Raw genomic sequence first — 20,542 nt, 5'->3', positions numbered from 1 at the left:
TTTATAATTCATTTAAAACTGTTAACTAATAATAAATTATGGTGTACTTGCTATTGACATAAGGTTCTCGATTTTGAAATATGCCAACTTAGAAGAATAACTGGTAGGAGGCCAACCACTAAAATAGTTAACGATGGTGTGGCAGCTTGGGATATTCGTTCGTCAGCTGCTAAATTGTGCGCTTGTACTGCAAGAGTATTAAAATTGAACGGACGTAAAATCATCGTCGCTGGCAGTTCTTTCATTACATCAACAAACACAATAAGTGTTGCAGTTAGTAGGCTGCTGCGCAGCATTGGTAAATGCACTCGCTTCAATATTGATCTCGGAGAGTTACCTAAAACCTGAGCGGCCTTATCCATGTTTGGGGTTATTTTAGTCATTCCTGCTTCAATAGTATGAAGCGATACTGCAAGAAAACGAACTAAATATGCGTATATTAAGCTTACAGCGCTCCCACTCATTAATAGTCCGGTGGATAATCCTAGTATGTGTCGTGTTGCATCATCCACACAGCGATCAAAAAGAGATATAGGGATCAAAATACCGATTGCAATAACTGAACTCGGTACTGCATAGCCGAGCGCAGCTAATTTGCTCAGCAAGATAGTGCAGCTATCTTTTGATAACCTATTTGTATATGCCATAAGCAAAGATATAAAAACCGCTAGTACGGAAGTGATCCCGGCTAGGGTAGCGCTATTAATCGTCATTGTTATATAGCGTATACCAAATACTTTGTGCCCATTAGTTGTTGTCATGTGTATTAGTAGAATAGTAGGCAGTAAAAAACCTAAAAATACAGGTAAGGCACAGGCTGTAAGGGCGCCTGCTGCTTTCATCTTACTGAGTCTAAATATGGGTAATTTGCGATAAATGTTGGTTGTGTGATCAAATCGTTGGCGCCCACGGGAAATGCGCTCCATGAAGATAACGATTATTACAAAGATTAGTAAGCCGCTGGCAAGTTGAGCTGCAGCTACTCTATCTCCAAAAGAGAAGATTGCTAAGTAGACCCCTGTGGTAAAGGTCTGTACCCCGAAATAAGATACAGTTCCATAATCAGCTAGTGTTTCCATTACAGCCAAAGCAATACCTGCAGCAATTGCGGGTCTAGCTAATGGCAGTGCAATTCGCATAAATGTTTGTACGGGTGTTTTTCCTAGTGTACGGCTGACTTCAATGACACATACTGATTGTTCTAAAAAAGCTGCTCTAGCCAATAAATATACGTAAGGAAACAAGGTAATCGTCAACATAACGATTACTCCTCCTAAAGATCGAATCTCTGGGAACCAGTAATCTCTTGGCTTTAAATAAAACATTTGGCGTAATAATTCTTGTACAGGTCCAGCATGCTCTAAAAAATTAGCATAGGCATAAGCTAATACATATGTTGGTGCAGCTAGGGGTAAGACTAGTGCCCATTCCATTATACATCGGCCAGGAAAGCGACACATAGTAACTAACCAGGCTGTACCAACTCCTATACTGCCAGTTCCAAGCGTAACCCCGATAATTAATAGTATGGTATTACTTATATAAGTTGGTAGCAATGTGTTGTATAAATGAAAAATCAATTCAGTAGGCGCCATGGCGTGCAGAAATACAGTGAGGATTGGCGCAGCTACCAGTAGAGCGCATATAATGCTAGCAACAAGAAAAAAACGATAGTGTAAAGGCATATATATACCTTGATACAGAAAGGCTAATTTTTCCCTTACAAGGCTTACTACTTATTAATACTTAATAATCTAGGAGAAAAAGTATACTAATACAAAATATCAGTACAAATGAAAACTTCTTATATCGGGGCAATTAGCTTTAATTTTATAAAAATATTTGACATAATAAATATTGTTTTCCGGAAAATTTTTAGTTAGATTGCAGTTAGTAGCATATAAAAATTACTAATAAAAGCATAATCTCATATCTTTTATTCATGTATATATGAAGTATATCAATTTAGTTTAATATTGATAAAAATATCGAAGAAATTTTATGTAATTGAAAAAATGCATATTCGTTCTTAAGTATTATTCTCCTCTTAAAAAGAAGAGATTAATACTTATCTTACCGTTAATAAAGATCATAAATAAATTAGCAAATTTTAACTTTTGAAAAAAGTATCTATTCATGTAATGAAATTTACAGATTATTTCAATAATGGTAATTTACACTAATTATCTACAAATATTTTGTTGATTTTCTTAGTAAATCATTGCTATCTTTATAATAAACATAGGCCTAATATGCTTGCTTTACTTATTAAAATAAATACCGCGCTAAATCAAGTTTGATGAATGGCTATATAATTTATCGGTAAAAAGGGATATCGCTTTTACAAGATATTAGTTTTAAAAAATTATGATGCAAGCGAAATCATTCAGATTTCACAAACAAAACTTATAATTAAAAATTACAAAAGCGATTAGTTATTTTTATAAGGAAGCCCAATCAGGTTTGTATGGGTTTATAATCGCCTCATTAGCGATTAGTTGATGATTGAAGTGAATAGCATCTTTTATGCTATCAATACGGATCATTGCTAAACCAATACCTTTTAGCTTATTGCTATTACGATTGGCAATAACACTACGAACTTCACCGATCCCGCGGCCATTTAAAGTTATTTTTGTTCCAGGGTTTGGGATAGATCCATTAATTTTTATTGGCATCAGTCTTCGTTTTACTAAACCGCGATACTTAGTGCGGGCCGTTAACTCTTGTCCTATATAACAGCCTTTTTGGAAGTCAACTCCACCGAGTTCTTCAAATCCAGCTTCTAACAATAAAGTTTTTTTAACCTCCATATCTTTTGTACCATCTGGAAGTCCTAAAGCAATACGGTAGCGTTCATAAGATTCTCGATCAGTTACTTGTAATTTAGTTGTTTTTAAGATGTTTGGTTTGCTCTCTTTGTAAGAGAGAATACGTATGCCAGCATTGATATGGCGCGGATCAATGAAAGCAAAACCCTCGGCAAAGCTACTCATTGCTCCCCTTTTAGCTGGCAGATGGATTAAGTCTAAATCTAATACATTTTTTCCAAATATTGCTGCCACTGTCCAGTGCTTAGAATTGATCGAAAGATCAATTCTTGAGCGTAATTTATATTTTTGTAGAGTGCAAAAAAAATCCTGTAGACGATCAGCAGCAGTATCAATCAATAGTGCATCATTAATATTGATTAAAAAAAAATCGTGAAGAAATTTTCCTTGTGTAGTTAAAAAAGCACCATATCCGGCAGATTCAGGAGTAACTTTAAAAACATCATTGGAAACTAAATGTTGTAAAAATTGGAATCGATCTTCGCCGGCAACCCGGATAATTCCTCGATCATCCAATATGTGAAAATATGCATTAACCATTGCATTTACCTAAAATATAAAGTTGTTAGATGACATAAGTTGACTTTGCAAGAAATGACAGACTGTAAATTAGTAATTTATCTTCTATTTTTCGTAGATCTACTGATATCTGTAATGCGTAGCTTGGTAATTAATCACAGCATAGTCTGTTCGTTTGATGTTAAATTTTTAACGCTTAAATAATAGAAAAATTTCTATCCAATAAAACATAGATGTACAGTGAGCAAAATCAATTACTTCGATAGAAGTAATGCTATTAATTTAATTATTAGGATACAATTAATTGAATTAATAGCATTTTTCTTAAACAAAGATTAAACATCAGCAAGGCTGAGCAATGGTTGCAGTTTTCATTTAATCTCGCTAAGGTTAACTGAATTAATTTACGCACACGATGTGATCCTAAAATCATTTAGTAAAATGTTTTTAGTTAGTGGCGAAGGCAAAAATATTATTGCTAATAATGCAATATTTTTACCAGATTATTAATTAGACTATCCTAGTGCATTGCCATAAGGTAATATTGACCTTCGTAAAAAACTTAGCACACTAAATACTTCTGCTTTCTTGTAAGCCGTATCATAGATACTGTATCTTTGTTAAAAGAAAATAGAATCATTGAAAATTGTTTATTTTTATTATTTTATTTATTTCAAATGTAATAAGAAGCATTTATTAGCTTTCGAAAATCTTATAATGCTTAAGCTTTCTCATTAATTAATTGATGTATTTATTAAGATTTCAGGCAATGTCTATTGAGTTGGATTGCGCTTCATTATCTAATATTCTAACATATCAGAGCATCAATGTGTTGACACTTTTATCGCTGGATTAAGTCATCATATTTATATTGTATAAAAATTAATTTGTTATTTGTATTCATGCTAAGATTTAATAAGAATATTATCCATAACAGAGTGAATTATGCTGTACGATTTATACTTAATAAAAGATCAAGTAATTTTTTTAGAAAAAAATCGTGCAAAGTAAAAACAATCTATAGTAATTTATTTTGTAATATTTCCAGGTCGTATTAATTTAATGTAAAAATAAAACGATAAATTAATATATTAATTAAATTAGCAAGGATTGTGCAGGCTTATAGTATTTTTCAATAATTTAGAATTTATACTTAAACTTATAAGTATAATAAGCAATTAGCATAAGATTATTACATTATTGTATCAATTAAGTAACTATATTTTAAGTAAGATTTAATTAATGATTAATTGTTAGACATGATTAAAAATTTTAAATTTCTTCTGTAATGCTACATTAGCACTAATTAAACTTTACAAGTTAAATATATTTTATAAAGTTACTTTTTAAAATTATTTAACTGGGCACTAACTACTGTAATGTTCGCTTTTATGTATTAAACTATTATAGTCTAGCTAAGAAACTAAATTTATTTAAGATTATTGTCACTTTAAATGAACAAATTGTTTTTTTGGCTACTAAAAACATGTAAAATATTACATACTGCTGTAGATTCATTTAATCACACAGTGTGATTAGGGTAACAAGAAATTACTAGTTTATTAATTGTTAATTTTTGTTTGCTTACCCCAGGAAGTAATTTTTTGCTGTTGCTAATTTTATAAATTAGGGCACCTTAAGAAGGATTCTTTAAAAAAATGTAAATTAATTAAACGATGATTCTTTTATTAAACAGCTAGTTTTTGTTCAATGATAGTTTATAATTATAAAGTTTTTGCGAGATGTTTGTGAGAAAATTATAGCTTTAAAGATTATGTTTTTGATTATAATCTTATATGCTACTGTTAGCTTTATAAACTTAAGTACTCTTAGGTTAAAACTTTCGCCGGTGTTTTGATTTTTGACATTAACTTGCATTTTCCAATTGACTGCAAGCAAGATTTTTTACAAATAAGTACAATCAGGCAATCAAGTAACTGGATATTTCATAATTCAAATTTCCATTTGAGCCAAATTTTATTTGATACAATTTAAGGTTAACATACGCAACATTTGCAATACCGATGTATCGAGTTCTTTATCTGGTATTTTTTTATTAGTAATTAATCTATAGAGAAGGTTGTGCTCGATATTTAGTAAATGCTCATATTTATCCAAATCAGATTCTCCTAACGATTCAAGATGTTTATTAGCGAATTGACCAAGTATAAGTTCAGTATCTTTTGATCCAGTGTGAGTGCTACGATAGCGTAATTGTTTCTTTCTAGCTTCTAGTGCTTTTGTCATACAGTCTCCTATTTTAAAAATAACAGTGATATTTATCGCTAATTGTTTATAATATTTTTTAAAAGTAATTATCCCGTATTGTAAAATATCAAATCATGCGCATTGCTTAATTTTATTAAGAATATTGTAATAGATTATAAGAATATTGTAATAGATTATTGTATATATCGAGAATATAAGAATTAAATATAATTAATGTTTAATTTTTTTTTTCAATTCCATAGATAAAAATCTAATTATTATTTAAAATTTAAATTAAGTACAGGAATTACTTGATCGAGCAAAAGTATTCAGCATAACCTAAAAAATCGAGCATTTACTTAATTTATATTAAAATCAAATAAAAAATTTTTAGGATATTAGTCATTTTTTATAATAAAATAATACTGTCAGTATTAGATGTAGCTCAAATTAATTATTATATTATTTCATTTAAATAAATTATCTTTAGGTGCTTCAATAGAAGTCTTTCAATTAATTATATCTGATTGCTAGATGTGTACTATATATAAAAAAGTGTTTTTGCCGTTAATTAAGTATGTAGTAGTTTCATTTTTGTTGTTTTGTGGACTACAGTCAAATAATGTGTTCTTTTTAACATTTATCCGTAAATAAATGTTAATAGTGAATTAGAGTGAATATATGAAAATTTCAGTTAAAATTTGTGCAATTTTACAGCATATTATTGTTATTGACTAATAATTTTTTATCTGATATTAATTAGGATAAAATAGACCTAAGGCTAGATGCTGAGTATTGGGTTTAAAGAATAATTTCCTTACAGGACGAGGATTATTATACTGTAAGGTCGTTCAGAGAAAAATTACAAAGTATTATCAATTTAATTTTTAATTAAGAGAGCCTTTAAGCATTTTGCATAATTAGCTAAATTGTATTTATTGCTTTATAATTTGATCTGTAGTGGATTATGGTGTTTTAATGTAGAGTATTGATAATATGGCGGTTCCTAAACGTAAAACTACTCCTTCTAAGCGTGGCATGCGTAGAGCACACGATAAGCTGAAGTCTGATGCTTATGTCGAGAACCAGGATACTGGCGAGCTGCATAGACCGCATCATATTGATCTAAAAACAGGAATTTACCGAGGTAAGCAAGTAATAAAAGTTAAAAATAAATAGAATATTGATCAGGTGAAATAAATATGTAATATTTATAGATTTAAGTGGGGAGAAATTATTAAGAAGATTAACCGTAGTTTTTAGTCGGAGCTTAAGTATTTTTATCTAGCCGAACTATAATACAAGTTATTACTTATAATACAAGTTATTACTTATTGTCACGTGATATTATCTTTTATTATAAATTATTTTGATCTTTCGTAAAGACCAGTGATCGGTTTGTAGAAGTATGTTACTGTTTGTTTATATTAGCTCTATGTTTCGTATCTTAACAATCTCAGTTTCAGTGTTAAATTAAATTAATTACTTACCAATTATTCTTAAGTATCCTTAATTGGACTGCGGTGTAAAAATATAGCTCTCGATGGAGGATCTTGGCTTTCTGCGCTTTAATTTTTTTTGAGCGGTTTGTTCTGAATTTTTAGTTTTTTAATTTGTTTTATCTAAAAAGCTGTTGTTCTTCGTAATTTAAAAAAATATCAACCTTGATTAGTTATGTTAACATTTATTTAGTTTAATATTAGATTAGAAGTTAATCTAATGCTCAACTTTTTGTTGTTATTATATCAAAGTTTATAGAGTAGCAAATTAATTGTAATTACATCTATTAATGCATTGACTTAATGTAATTTTGTCATAAAAATTAATCAAACATTGTGGGTTAAGAAATCAATTATTTTTTTCGTGTATGTGCTTAATTTACCTGATTTATTAGCTTTGGTTTAATATCAATTATCACTTTTAGTTGTAACCTCGTTAGTCTGTCTGGCAAATTAGCTAATAGATTGTGATGATGAATAAATATTTTAAATAAGCTGATATATTTATAATAATAATTACTAAATTATAATGGAAATTTATTCTTGCTAACGTTAATAAAATATCAGTTTAAATTTTAAGCGCAATTTTATTCAATATTTTATTCAATAAATTAAATTTTATTCTGTGTGTTTGTATTGCATTCAGCGGAAATTTGTCATATATTAATTAGGTTTTAATTACTAAACCTTAATAATTTACCTAGCTAATGGATAATAACAATTATTTTATAGATTTTAAAATAGTATTATTGAATTATTCTATTAACTAATTCTATAGATCATATATAACAAATATATTTACTTATACTATCACTTAATTTATTCCACATGCTAGTTTTATCTTTTCTTGTAGTTCAAAGATTCCCTTGTTGCATTATTCAGTTCAGTTCTTCAAACAAGTAGCTTTGCTAAAGATGTAGATAGTGTTTATTTAATAAAAATTATTAGTTCTTTATCCAACATAAAACGTATCAATTTTTAATACTTTACTTACGTAACGTATTGCTATTATTGAAACTAATGATCCGATAGATAAGATCATCGCATTTGGATTTAACTATGTTGAGAATACATGCATACGATAGCTTATTTATTTGATCAGCATATTGTTATATATCTATAGTTATCTGTTAAATTTTTATAAAAAATGCTATTTAGCAATACTTAGTATTTATCATTATGTGACGTACAGCTTTTCTATTAAACTTTAACTTTTGTATCAAATTTCAACAGTTATATTATCATCTAGATTATTTCTTAAAGATTCTGCCACTGAAGAGATACATTTGTAAGCTATTATTTTTTTTATATACACACAGCATTAGTATTGTCGTATTTCAGTTACTTGAATAATTTCTTCAGCTTTCCTCTGTTGAGGAAAAGCAGTAAGCTTGAATGAAGAAATAATTAAGGTTGTTAATAAGCTTGTTTTGTTAGTACTGTAGTATAATCGATTTTTAGTTATTTTCGGTATCGCTTTAGTGAACAGCGAATTGATGTGTTTAAAAAACTATCTTAAAAAGGCAAAAGTTTCGTATAGAGCAGATCATTCCTTAATCTTAGTTAAGATATTTTCCATTCTATTAATCAAGTTTAGAAAAATATCTCAAATTTTCACGACCACTAACTAGCATTTTATTACTGTAAATTTGATGGATCGCGATAAACTATTAATCTATCAGTTTTTAATAATAACAAATAAATGTTTTCTTTAGTTAAACTGGCTGGGGGACCTGGATTCGAACCAGGGTTGACGAATTCAGAGTCCGTAGTCCTACCGCTAGACGATCCCCCATTTGTGCTGAGTACCTTATACACAGTTAATTATACACTACAATAAGGAACAATAACATATGATTGATAATCAAACTGTAGTACTATAATTCCCTATGTAAAATTCACTATGTAATAAAAAATGAAATTATATATGCCCGGTTTACTTCTAGATTTAAGGTTACGGAGTTAATAGTAAAAATTACCATTATATCATTATATATTAGATACAATACGGTAAAAGGCTATGAATTTTATAATAAAAATATTGTAAATTGTTTTTTTTAAAGATAAGGCCTCTATTGAATGTTCATATGGTATTATTGTATCTGCCTAAAATACATTGATAATATAAAACCTACTATCCGGACTGTCATCTGGATATTATATTTTTGCTTTGCTGGGCGCTGCTTGAGTTGGAATTGCCTCTTCGTTTAATAATTTTAGACACAGTAAGTGATTTAAAACAAATTGCTACTGAGTGTAGCTGGATTACAGCTGAGAGTAAAATCTCTCGCAGATTTTTTATGCTTAAGGTATTTAGAAAAAAATACACAAATTATTTAGTTTTTTTGTAGATGATAATTTTTTTAATTAATTGATACGCGAATCAGCAAATTTTTAGAGAAATTTAAACAACTATTTGCTAATTTAAACAACTATTTGCTTACTACTACCTGATATGACCAGACCTAAATCCCAATAAGTTAATGATTTAATTAAGTGATAATTTTTATTAAAAATATAATAGTATTGCATAAGATTGTTTTGCAGTGAATGGTCTAAGGCGTCTATTTTAAATTAATTGCAAAAAGATTTTCCTTGTGTAGGTTGTTAAAATGAATTTCCAGCGAATAGTAGGACAAGGCTCAAGTAGTTGCCAAAGAAGAAAATCTCCCAGCAGACACCTTAAATATGTTCTAAGGCATGCTAATGGGCGTTCTGCTTCTTCTCAGCGGTGGCTTTACCGTCAGCTTAATGATCCTTATGTAGCAGATGCTAAGCGACTTGGCTATCGATCACGTGCTGCTTTTAAATTAATGGAAATCGATGATAAATTTAAACTTTTGAGTAATGGTCAGGGAGTTGTAGATCTAGGTTGTGCGCCTGGAGGATGGACTCAAATTGTCGTTCAAAGAATTGGTGCTTCGCATAATGGTCAGGTGGTTGGTATCGACATACTACCGCTTGAGCCTATTCCGTTTGCTGAATTATTATTGGCTGATTTTAGTCAATTGTCCGGCATGGATTTGCTGAGGTCAAAGCTGAGCGGTCCTGTGAATGTGGTGTTGTCTGATCTAGCGCCTTCTTTCACTGGTCATAAGAAAACTGATCATATTCGTATTGTACTTCTAGCTGAACTTGCTCTTGCCTTCGCCATTGAAGTATTATCGAATGACGGTGCGTTTGTTACTAAAATTTTGCTTGGGGGGAGCGATCAGCATTTCCTTACTCTGTTACGTCAAAAATTTCGGCGAGTACGCTATTTTAAGCCTCAGGCAAGTAGAACTCATTCTTCCGAAACTTATTTGGTTGCCACTGGCTATCGTCGTTTTATCTGATTAATAGTCATTAATTATACTTTGTAGAAAGTAAAAGGTTTGTACGAGTCAGTTTTAAATTTAGCATTCATCTGGATGATATTATTTGTATCGATTGTCTTTTTAATTATTACATAATACATGGCTCCGCTGTTGATCCGAACGGAGGTATAATGGATATTCGCGACGCGCTGACTTTTGACGACGTTCTTTTAGAGCCAGCTCGTTCTAATGTTTTACCAGCTAGGGTCAAAACCAGTACCTATGTAACTCGCAGTATTAAAATTGGTATTCCTTTACTGTCTAGTGCAATGGATACTGTGACTGAATCTCGCATTGCGATAGTTATGGCTCAAGCAGGTGGCATTGGTGTTGTGCATAAGAACTTAGATATTACTTCCCAAGCTAATGAAGTGCGGGCGGTTAAGAAGTTTGAGGCTGGTATGGTCATTAATCCAGTTACTATACATCCGGAAGCGGTTTTGGCTGAAGCGATGGAATTAATGAAGCGATGTGGAATTAACGGTGTACCTGTTGTACAGAAGTGTACCGGTAAGTTGGTCGGTATCCTTACTCACCGTGATGTTCGATTCGCTACTAATGATAACCAGCCGATCAATGAACTAATGACTAAGCATGTTATTACTGTCGGTAAGGATGTAAAAGCAGAGGAAGCTCGTGCTTTACTTCACAAAAACCGGATCGAGAAGTTATTAGTGATTGACGGAGAAAATCGTTGTATTGGTTTGATTACTGTCAAGGATATGGAGAAAGCGCAGAGTCATCCGAATGCTGCTAAAGACGACAAAGCTCGTTTGCGTGTAGCTGCAGCAACTGGCGTAGGTAATGATGGCATCGCTCGAGCTGAAGCTCTGATTGATGCAGAGGTAGATATTATTGTTATTGATACTGCCCATGGTCATAGCGATTACGTGCTGAATGCAGTACAAGAAATTCGGAAGTTGACTAACTATACCCAAATTATAGCTGGCAATATTGCTACCGCGGATGGTGCAAGAGCATTGATTAACGCTGGAGCGGATGCAGTAAAGATCGGAATAGGACCTGGATCAATCTGCACCACGCGTGTAGTTGCAGGCGTTGGTGTGCCACAGCTTACCGCTATTTTAGATGCTTCCAAAGTTTGTCATGAGGCTGGTGTTCCATGTATCTCTGATGGTGGAATTAAATATTCTGGTGATTTGGCTAAAGCGATTGCTGCTGGTGCAGATTGCGCTATGGTTGGATCGTTATTAGCTGGAACTGATGAAAGTCCTGGAGAAGTGTATTTATACCAAGGTCGTTCATATAAGGCATATAGAGGCATGGGCTCAATAGGGGCAATGGCTCGAGGTTCTGCTGATCGATATTTCCAGGAAGATGTTAGTGATACTTTAAAAATAGTCCCAGAAGGCATTGAAGGACAAGTGCCTTATAAAGGCCCTGCTGGAGTTTTAGTGCAGCAGCTTGTAGGTGGTCTACAAGCTGCTATGGGTTATACAGGTTGTATATCGATTAAGGAGCTTCAAACTAATGCTAAATTTCTTAGAATTTCTAATGCCGGATTGAGAGAGAGTCATGTACATAATGTGAGCATAACTCGTGAAGCGCCAAATTATTTACCTGATATATAATAGTGTTATCATGGAATAAAATATGTTACTGGATAAGGTTAAGCGCAGAACATAACAACATCAATTAATCTTTGTTAACCAGTTGATTGGTTAGGGATTCTCATGTTTTTTTTTGACATCTACTAGACTAACAGCACGGCTAGTCAAATATCGTTTATTGCTTGCATATCTTAATTAATGCGATTAATTGACTTTAAAGTGATTTGTGATATAGCAGTGTTTTTATTATTTATTGTCAGTGGACTAGTTTAATTGCTTTTTCGCATGTTTCTAGATTTATATCACTACTATAGTTTATGACATATTTTAGATTTGGTTATTGTAGTTGGTTGATATCAAAAATCAAGCATTAGCCAATATTGTTGAACAATATTTTAATTAATAAGAATAAATCTTAAGTTAAATGTTGAAGACACTTGTCATTAATTCGTCTTCTAAGGCTATTGAATCACATAGTACTGAATTCTTTGAATAATTAAGCGCATTTTAAAATTAATTTTCTATTAATATATTGCAGGAACTATTTTAATTAGTGTATTAATTTTTTAGTACAAAAGTTATACAGTAAAGTTTTTAGTTAGTTATTTCCCCTTTCACATATAGCGTAAATTTGGCATATTGTTTATATATGGTTCAAAATTATTGATCTTTAATTATTAGTGTTTGCTAATCCAATTTAATCTTTAGAGTCATAGTAGACAAATAAGAAGAATAAATTTACGTTTATACTAATGATGTAAATCTGTTTAGGCTTTGCAATTTATACTACTATACCATTATACAAATGGTTGATAGAGATATTAAAAGATTAATATTTTTAGCATTAACAAATTAGTGAATATTAAAATTTTATAATTACTGATATTGCTTAATAGTTAGTGATGTATATAATTTTTATGTTTATGTATTAAAATTATTGCTATGATTTTTACAAATATTTGTTTAATTCATAAAATATTTGCCTTTCTATTTTTGCTCTATAGCATAAATTAGCCTAGTTATCCTAATGAATGTTTGATTCTAGGTTCACTTGAGATAAGAGCAGAGCTTATAAATTAAGTATTTTTTATTTAAATATTTTTTGCATACACACAAATTTTTTATTTATTTAATAAGACTAAAATACATAATTAGCCTTATTAATTATTTTTTAACTTTATAGTTAAGTTTGGATGGGTTGACAAGGTTAATAATTAGCCACAAAAATAATTTCAGCTATTGTAACGTTATTCAAAGGTTTATAATGTTCTTATGTCAATTTGAATTAAGCCATTAATTACTTTGCAGCGTTGATCACACTATTATTTCTGCTGAAGACTTATATCCTTAACGTTATATGTAATAACGGATATTGAATCTATTTAAAATTAGGTTTCTTGCCAAAAAGAAGAAAATTAAGAATTTTGCCACAGTATAACGCAAAGACCTAGTTAGATATAGTAAAAATTTTTATTCGTCGTATTATTAAATTAACGCATTATTTGTGCAACAAAATATTATAAGTCACGGTATTTAATCAATTGATTTACAGTAAACAATTGATGTATGATTATTTTTAGCGGCATTAATATTACAAAAATTGTATGCAATTAGCCAATTAATTAGTTTTAATTTTTTATATGCGTAAATTTTACATAATGATTTTCTTTAAAGCTTGTATTAATCAGTTATTGTGGTTGTAGCTTAGGTATAAAATTAAAAAAGTTACCTATTGATTGCAGGGCTTATCACCCAATGCATAATTTTATTAATTATACTAATGAGTAAAATTATATCTAGAAATTTTCTTATATACTCCGATTAATTACTTAATTTTTAATTAAAATTACAATAATTTAAATCAACGAGTAGCTTACTTTTAAGTTAGGATGAAAATAAATAAGGCTATTGAATAACGCAATCTTGCTAATGATATTACTAGGGCTTTTTTATTTATCTTTAGATATGGTTGCGCCTAAGCCTAGAAACAATCTAAAGGGTGTTTTTAAATAGAAGACAGAAAAACAAAGCGTATAAAGTTGAATATATTTGGTGCACCCGACAGGATTCGAACCTGTAACCTCTGCCTTCGGAGGGCAGAACTCTATCCAATTAAGCTACGGGTGCAGACTCATAACTATATTATATGCATTCAGCTTGTTTAGGCAAATACTGTCTAACTACCTTAGTTATGTAGAGCAATCACTTACTTTAAAAAGTTTTTGCGATAGGAGATTGATTTAATAATTCTACTATTCAAAAAAAATAATATAGGCAAGCAAGTTAATATTAACTTTAAGTCAATATTAACTTTAACTCTAGCACGGTTAACTTATCAAAGTTATATTATACCACCGATGATTAACCAATTACATATCAATTACATATATAGAATATAGTCTATTTTGTTTCTCTTTTGACAAGGAGAGCATATTTTTGTTCGCAACGAGATTTAGGCTAACATGCAACTTAACTATTGCTAACTTGAAGTAACTGGGAAATTTTGATAACTTTCAACTATGCTATTTTTAAGTTAATGTTTTGTTACATTCATCCAAGATAAATAAAAGAGAGCATAGAGAAGTAGAATGGCGTTGTAGATAAATGCTAGTTTATATTTTAGAAACCTAACATATTCTGCTACAGAAAAACTCATTTCTTGTTTTGATAGCTTGTTGACTTATTAATCTATTTTGCTAGATTATTTTAATGTAGATATTACTATTTTCTTGGTCCAGTATACAAATAATCCAGTGTTACCACAAGCTCAATAAGAAGGATAAATATCGTACAGTTTTTATGGGTGAAATTCCTACTGTAGGATGTAATTTTAGAGACTAAATTTGATATATAATGTATATTTGCTTGTCAAAAATAAGAAAAACTTACTAGAAAAGCAGATTTGTATAATGCAAATTATAGATGGAATCTATTTTCATAAAAATTTTTATCGAAATTATAAGCGGAAATATTTTTATTACTTACTAGGCTAAGCTAGGTAATTTTTGTATATTTATGCGTTATTCTCGTTTATATAACTATGTAGGATAGTCAGTTGCTTGCATTTATGGACCTATTGAAATATGATCACGAAAGTAGCTATTATGCTGGGTGGCGCTTGTTTTGATATTTATAGATACTATTGATCGAGCTAAGATCTTCTGAATAATGGTGATAATTAACAAGATATAATTAACAAGTATTCTGTTGCTGTGTTATCATAGTGCTTGCCTAATGTAAGATAACTTCAAAGTAATCTGCGACGTATTGATTGTATTTTATTATGCGGCAAAATTAAAATATTCTTGATTACATTAAATAATTTATATTTTATACTCTTTTCTATGCATTATTTTAATGCTAACGTAAATAAGCTAGGGATATAAAATTTTTTTTATAAAGCATTTTTACTTTGTTCATGCGATTGATAGCAATCGCTTAGGCATTAGTATTTAATATTAAGTCTTACTATTAGCATAGCTTGTCATTTATTATTTGGAAATAAACTTTTGTGTATTGCCCGATACATAGTTTTGATCATTGTATAAATCTTTAAGAATTTAGGATATTTGCTCTTAAGAATATTAATATTTAAATTAATATTCTGCTAACTTACATATTTTAAAAGATTTTATTCTTGAATAGGCTGCGCTACTTGAGCTTGATATAATCTTAAGCAGAAGGACCGGATAATGAACATGGTTGACAATTTCAACCAGTTGTTTGCTAATTTTCCGATCGATATTGGACGTGTGGCCATTGCCTCAGCCCCGGAAGGAGTGGAGGCTGAGGCAATATGCTGTTTGGCTAGATCTCATGGGCTACTTTTACATGTTGCTTGTGACGACACAATGAGCAGTGAACTAAAGAGAGCTATTGCTTTCTTTGATCCAGAGCTGGAAGTAATGCAATTACCTCCTTGGGATTGCTTGCCATATGATCGAGTCTCACCCAATAAAGAAATTATGGGTCGTCGTATCGAAGCACTTTCCATGCTTGCTTTGCGTAAGCTTACTGCAAAACCTGCGGTGTTACTTACTAGTGTTAATGCTGTTTTGCAGCGAGTTCCGCCTAAAAGTTTTTTTGTTACTTCTACAATGACACTAAAGCTTGGTGAGATAATTTCTTTGGAGAAGATAACCGCTTTTTTTGCAAGCAACGGTTATTATCGATCTCATACGGTGCACGAATGTGGCGAATACGCAGTGCATGGAGGAACGATCGATGTATTTCCAATAGGTACAGAATGGCCAGTGCGACTTGACTTTTTTGGTGATAATTTGGAAGAAATTAGATGCTTTGATCCTATGTCTCAGCGTACTATAGGTAATTGTAAGGAAATATCGTTTTTACCGGTGAGAGAAGTCCTGCTTGATGCTGTTACGATACAGCGTTTTCGTTCTAGCTATCGCTCCCTATTTGGTGCAGAACTTATAGGCGATCCTGTTTATGAAGCGGTTTCAGCCGGAAGGTTCTATAACGGGATGGAGCATTGGTTGCCGCTTTTTTACCAAACTCTTAGCACTGTGCTTGATTATGTTGGCAATGCTCCTATTACCCTAGGACATCAAGTAGAAGAGTCTATTAATAATAGGTTTGAGCAAATAGCTGCATATCATAATACTAGTAGGCAAATCTTACATTCTAGCGATATAGAGACCGGTAACAAATACGGTCAGCTTAATCCATCTGCAATGTATTTGGTGCCAGCTGAATGGGATTTACTAATGTCTACCCGAGTTGTGGGAGTTTTTACACCTTTTGCTATACCTTCTGCAGATAGCGTTATTGATCTTGGTGCTAGGTCTGGTATTAGTCTAGCAGAAGCGCGCGCACTTGGTGGTTCTGCATTATATGATGGGGTACGTGATGTAGTGATGGAGGAGATTAGTCAAGGACAAAGAGTACTCATAGCTGCTTGTAGCAAGGGTTCTTGCGACCTAATTGCTCGTTTGTTTCATGAACACAGCATTAATAATGTTGAATTAGTCGCTAATATACAGGCAGTTCAGGCTCTGCCTGCCGCAATCGTTACAACAGCTGTGTTGCCGCTCAAGCATGGTTATCGACTTGGTAAATTAACTATTATTTCTGAGTGTGAAATTTTTGGCCAAAGTTTGTTGCGCAAGTCTAAGTGGGGAAGACGTCGAGGAAAACATTTACTGCGTGATATTTCTTCATTAACAGAAGGCGATTATGTCGTTCACCATGAACATGGTATCGGCCGGTATCTCGGCCTGAAAACTTTGGAGATTAGCGGTGCGCCTCATGATGTGCTGTGCCTTGAATATCTTGGCGGCGATAAGCTTTTCGTTTTAGTTGAAAATATTGACGTTTTATCTCGCTATGGTGATCATGATTTTAAGGTGCAGCTTGACAAGCTTGGCGGTCTTGGTTGGCGTTCTCGTAAGGCTAAGGTCAAAAAGCGATTGTTTGAGATGGCAGAAAAGCTAATTACTATTGCCGCCAAGCGAGAGCTGCGTAAGACGCAGCCGTTGTGTTTGCCGGTGGAAAATTATGATAAGTTTTGTAGCAGATTTCCTTTTATTGAGACAGAAGATCAACTTAAAGCAATCGACGATGTATTAGCTGATATGGAATTATCAAGGCCGATGGATCGGCTGATTTGCGGAGATGTTGGGTTTGGCAAGACAGAAGTTGCCTTACGGGCTGCTTTTGTGGCAGCTGGTCAAGGATATCAAGTAGCGGTAGTGGTACCTACAACTTTGCTTTCTCGCCAGCATTACTGTAGTTTTGTTAATAGATTTCAAGGTTTCCCCATTAAAGTTGCTCAAATTTCTCGCCTTGTTTCTACTAAGGAAGCTAATAAGGTTCGTGATGGTTTGCGTAATGGAAATATCAATATCGTGGTTGGCACTCATGCACTATTGTCAAATCATAGTCATTTTAACAATCTTGGTCTTGTCATTATCGATGAAGAGCAGCATTTTGGCGTTAGTCAAAAAGAGTTTCTAAAAGATATGCGTGATGCCGTGCATGTTCTTACTATGACTGCAACACCGATCCCACGCACTATGCAGATGGCGCTTTCCGGTTTGCGTGAGATGAGCTTAATTACAACTCCACCAGTAAATAGGCTAGCAGTGAAGACTTTTGTTATGCCATATGATGGAATGGTTATTCGAGATGCTCTGTTACGTGAGCGCTATCGTGGTGGTCAAACGTTTTATGTCTGCCCGCGTATCGAAGATCTTGCTCATGTACATAAGAACTTGTTGAAGCTAGTTTTGGACCTTCGTATAGGTTTAGCGCATGGGAGAATGGCGCCAAACGATTTAGAGGACGTAATTAGTTCCTTTATCGATGGGAATTACGATGTGCTAATCTCTACAAACATTTTGGAAAGCGGTTTGGATATTCCGGCAGCTAATACAATCATCATTCACCGATCCGATATGTTTGGTCTAGCGCAGCTTTATCAACTACGCGGACGAGTGGGAAGATCAAAAGCTCAAGCCTATGCATATTTAACCACTCATCCAACCAAAATTCTATCGGCGCTTGCTAAACGAAGGTTAGAGGTTTTGCAAACTTTTAACGGTCTTGGTGCATGCTTTTCTTTAGCTAGTCATGATATTGACATTCGTGGCGCAGGTAATATCTTGGGCGATAAACAATCAGGTCAAGTTAAAGAAGTAGGCATTGAGCTCTATCATGAGATGCTTCGTGAGGCGGTTGATGTGACTAGAGCCGGTGATGAGATGAAGGTAAAGAATGATACATCTTGGACACCTCAAATTACTATTAATATGCCAGTATTAATTCCTGCCACTTATATACCAGACATTTCGGTTCGCATGAGCTTGTATCGTCGTATCGCTGTGTTAGTTAATCAGGATGAAATTGATAGTTTTATTGCTGAACTAGTTGACAGATTTGGACCTGTTCCAGCAGAGGTAAATAATCTAATAAAAATTATTACTATTAAATTATTGTGTCGAACAGCTGGTGTGGAGAAGATAGATGCGGGGCCTAAAGGAGCTATTATTGCTTTCCGTAATAATAGCTTTGCGCGCCCCGATAAACTGATAACTTTCATTCAGCAGAAGGTGGGCTTTGTGCATCTCCGTTCTGATCATAGAATGGTTTACCGTTATGCTTGGAATAATTCGGAGAAGTTGTTGCGTGGGCTCATAGTTTTGATGGAAAAATTAGTTGCTTTAGCAGTGTGACATTTTTTTATTTATCGCTAATGCATGAATTATTCGCTTTGTGAGATAGCATTCTAGGATTAGATTTTTTGTTTATTATAGAAATGCAAAAATAAATCTAGTTTATTTTTATTAACTAAATTAATAATCTGTGATTTAGATAAAGTAATATTAGATTTAAAAGAGCAAAGCTTTTAATTAGTTTAATTAACTTTTCTAGCGAAAACTTTCTAATTTAAACCTTATTAATATCTTTTATTAAGAATTCTTTTGCTTGCTTACGCTACTGTAGTTCGACTTAAGCAGAACGACATGTCGTGTTTTCTGACAATTAATTTTTATCTGCTTTTGTTCAGTAATTATATTAATAATTAATTACATTAGAATTACAAATATCTAATATGTATCTTTAGTTGTAAATTATCATAAAAATATTTCATTAAGCTAAAATTCTTCATAGAAAGCTACTTAAGTTTATTACGTAACAAGGAAAAAGTTTATTTATTAGATAATAAACTGCGAAATATGCGATAATGAGAAATTATTATTTATTGTTGTTGTTATCTAATGATTAGTGTAGGAGTAGTATTGTTCTAATCAATTAAGCAAGACCTTTTATGCCATATTGTATTTTTAAGTAGATATTTAAGTTTGCTGGAAAACGAGATGCTTTTAGTTATCTATTAGGGGGGGGGGGATATTTAAAATATATTGCTAATTTCGCGATGATAATCTACCATACATAATACTTAATAGTCTTAGCATTTCAAATTAATATTATTAGGTTTAATTTAATTTGTCTTTATTTAATCAACAAAATGTTTGAGTATTAAGTTACTATTAAATGATATGAAGATAGAATTGATTTATCTTTCTTTTTATAAACACTTTATTATATGATTGATTAGTATAATCAATGATATATTATTTAAAGATTAAACATTTTTAATTTTATAAAGTTTATTTGTGGTTTCTAACTATATTCTGCGTGTATCCAGTTATCTCATCATAGCTAATGGTTAATAATGTGCTTTTGAGATTAAAATACGCTAAGCAATAAAGAGATACTCGACATAGCTGTCATATTGGCTAAGAGTAATCATCCGGAAATTAATGTATAAGTGGGATCATTCAGTTAATAATAAAATTTTATTCACTAAATCAGGTAAATCGTATTAAGTAATTTCTTGTTTAAATTTTAAACTTACTTATTAAGTAATTGATTAACTGAGATTATATATTTTTTATCGCAAAAACTCATATTTAACCAAAAAAAATCAATTGCTATAAATACTTATTTTTAAAGCTAAATTTAGCATTTAGTCGGGATGTGATTGTTTAGATTTGTTATGTGAATGAAATCTACAGTAATTATACTCGTGCTTA

7 protein-coding genes and 2 tRNA genes are annotated in these 20,542 nt (G+C 31.8%); 4 read left to right on the top strand and 5 right to left on the bottom strand.

Going from position 1 to position 20,542, the window contains the following annotated elements; all coding sequences use genetic code 11:
* Positions 1–50 precede the first annotated feature (50 nt).
* From P856_RS03640 to P856_RS03630, 3 genes are all read right to left on the bottom strand, one after another.
* Positions 51–1,685: an ABC transporter permease gene (locus P856_RS03640; RefSeq protein ID WP_025300811.1), complete on the bottom strand. Its 1,635-nt coding sequence runs from the start codon at positions 1,683–1,685 to the stop codon at positions 51–53.
* A 756-nt stretch (positions 1,686–2,441) separates the two neighbouring features.
* Positions 2,442–3,371, bottom strand: a complete 930-nt coding sequence (gene ygfZ / locus P856_RS03635; protein WP_025300810.1) for a CAF17-like 4Fe-4S cluster assembly/insertion protein YgfZ — start codon at positions 3,369–3,371, stop codon at positions 2,442–2,444.
* Positions 3,372–5,327: 1,956 nt separating this feature from the next.
* The gene (locus tag P856_RS03630; RefSeq protein ID WP_025300809.1) at positions 5,328–5,597 is read right to left on the bottom strand and encodes an FAD assembly factor SdhE; all 270 of its coding nucleotides are present in this window, start codon (positions 5,595–5,597) and stop codon (positions 5,328–5,330) included.
* Positions 5,598–6,554: 957 nt separating this feature from the next.
* On the opposite strand from P856_RS03630, the gene rpmF reads away from it, so the two are divergent.
* Positions 6,555–6,737, top strand: a complete 183-nt coding sequence (gene rpmF, locus P856_RS03625; protein WP_025300808.1) for a 50S ribosomal protein L32 — start codon at positions 6,555–6,557, stop codon at positions 6,735–6,737.
* Positions 6,738–8,778: 2,041 nt separating this feature from the next.
* Here rpmF and P856_RS03620 read toward each other — a convergent pair.
* Positions 8,779–8,852: transfer RNA gene (locus P856_RS03620), tRNA-Gln, on the bottom strand.
* Between the two features lie 817 nt (positions 8,853–9,669).
* On the opposite strand from P856_RS03620, the gene P856_RS03615 reads away from it, so the two are divergent.
* Together P856_RS03615 and guaB are read left to right on the top strand one after the other, a co-directional pair.
* The gene (locus P856_RS03615; protein WP_025300807.1) at positions 9,670–10,392 is read left to right on the top strand and encodes an RlmE family RNA methyltransferase; all 723 of its coding nucleotides are present in this window, start codon (positions 9,670–9,672) and stop codon (positions 10,390–10,392) included.
* Between the two features lie 152 nt (positions 10,393–10,544).
* Positions 10,545–12,005, top strand: a complete 1,461-nt coding sequence (gene guaB / locus P856_RS03610; protein ID WP_025300806.1) for an IMP dehydrogenase — start codon at positions 10,545–10,547, stop codon at positions 12,003–12,005.
* Positions 12,006–14,034: 2,029 nt separating this feature from the next.
* Here the strand turns inward: guaB and P856_RS03605 are convergent.
* A tRNA-Arg gene (locus P856_RS03605) sits at positions 14,035–14,111 on the bottom strand.
* 1,571 nt (positions 14,112–15,682) lie between these two features.
* Here P856_RS03605 and mfd point away from each other — a divergent pair.
* Entirely contained in the window at positions 15,683–19,177 is a 3,495-nt protein-coding gene (gene mfd / locus P856_RS03600; protein WP_044215053.1) for a transcription-repair coupling factor, read from the top strand.
* The last annotated feature ends 1,365 nt before the right edge of the window (positions 19,178–20,542 follow it).

This window comes from Candidatus Endolissoclinum faulkneri L5, assembly GCF_000510265.1.
In the GTDB taxonomy this organism is placed as follows: domain Bacteria; phylum Pseudomonadota; class Alphaproteobacteria; order Thalassobaculales; family Thalassobaculaceae; genus Thalassobaculum; species Thalassobaculum faulkneri_A.
This window is presented reverse-complemented; position numbering and strand designations above follow the sequence as displayed.

What these genes read in the sequence shown, in the direction of transcription:
- P856_RS03640 (WP_025300811.1), bottom strand. Translation starts at nt 1,685, where the DNA reads ATGCCTTTACACTATCGTTTTTTTCTTGTTGCTAGCATTATATGCGCT.
- ygfZ (WP_025300810.1), bottom strand. Translation starts at nt 3,371, where the DNA reads ATGGTTAATGCATATTTTCACATATTGGATGATCGAGGAATTATCCGG.
- P856_RS03630 (WP_025300809.1), bottom strand. Translation starts at nt 5,597, where the DNA reads ATGACAAAAGCACTAGAAGCTAGAAAGAAACAATTACGCTATCGTAGC.
- rpmF (WP_025300808.1), top strand. Translation starts at nt 6,555, where the DNA reads ATGGCGGTTCCTAAACGTAAAACTACTCCTTCTAAGCGTGGCATGCGT.
- P856_RS03615 (WP_025300807.1), top strand. Translation starts at nt 9,670, where the DNA reads ATGAATTTCCAGCGAATAGTAGGACAAGGCTCAAGTAGTTGCCAAAGA.
- guaB (WP_025300806.1), top strand. Translation starts at nt 10,545, where the DNA reads ATGGATATTCGCGACGCGCTGACTTTTGACGACGTTCTTTTAGAGCCA.
- mfd (WP_044215053.1), top strand. Translation starts at nt 15,683, where the DNA reads ATGGTTGACAATTTCAACCAGTTGTTTGCTAATTTTCCGATCGATATT.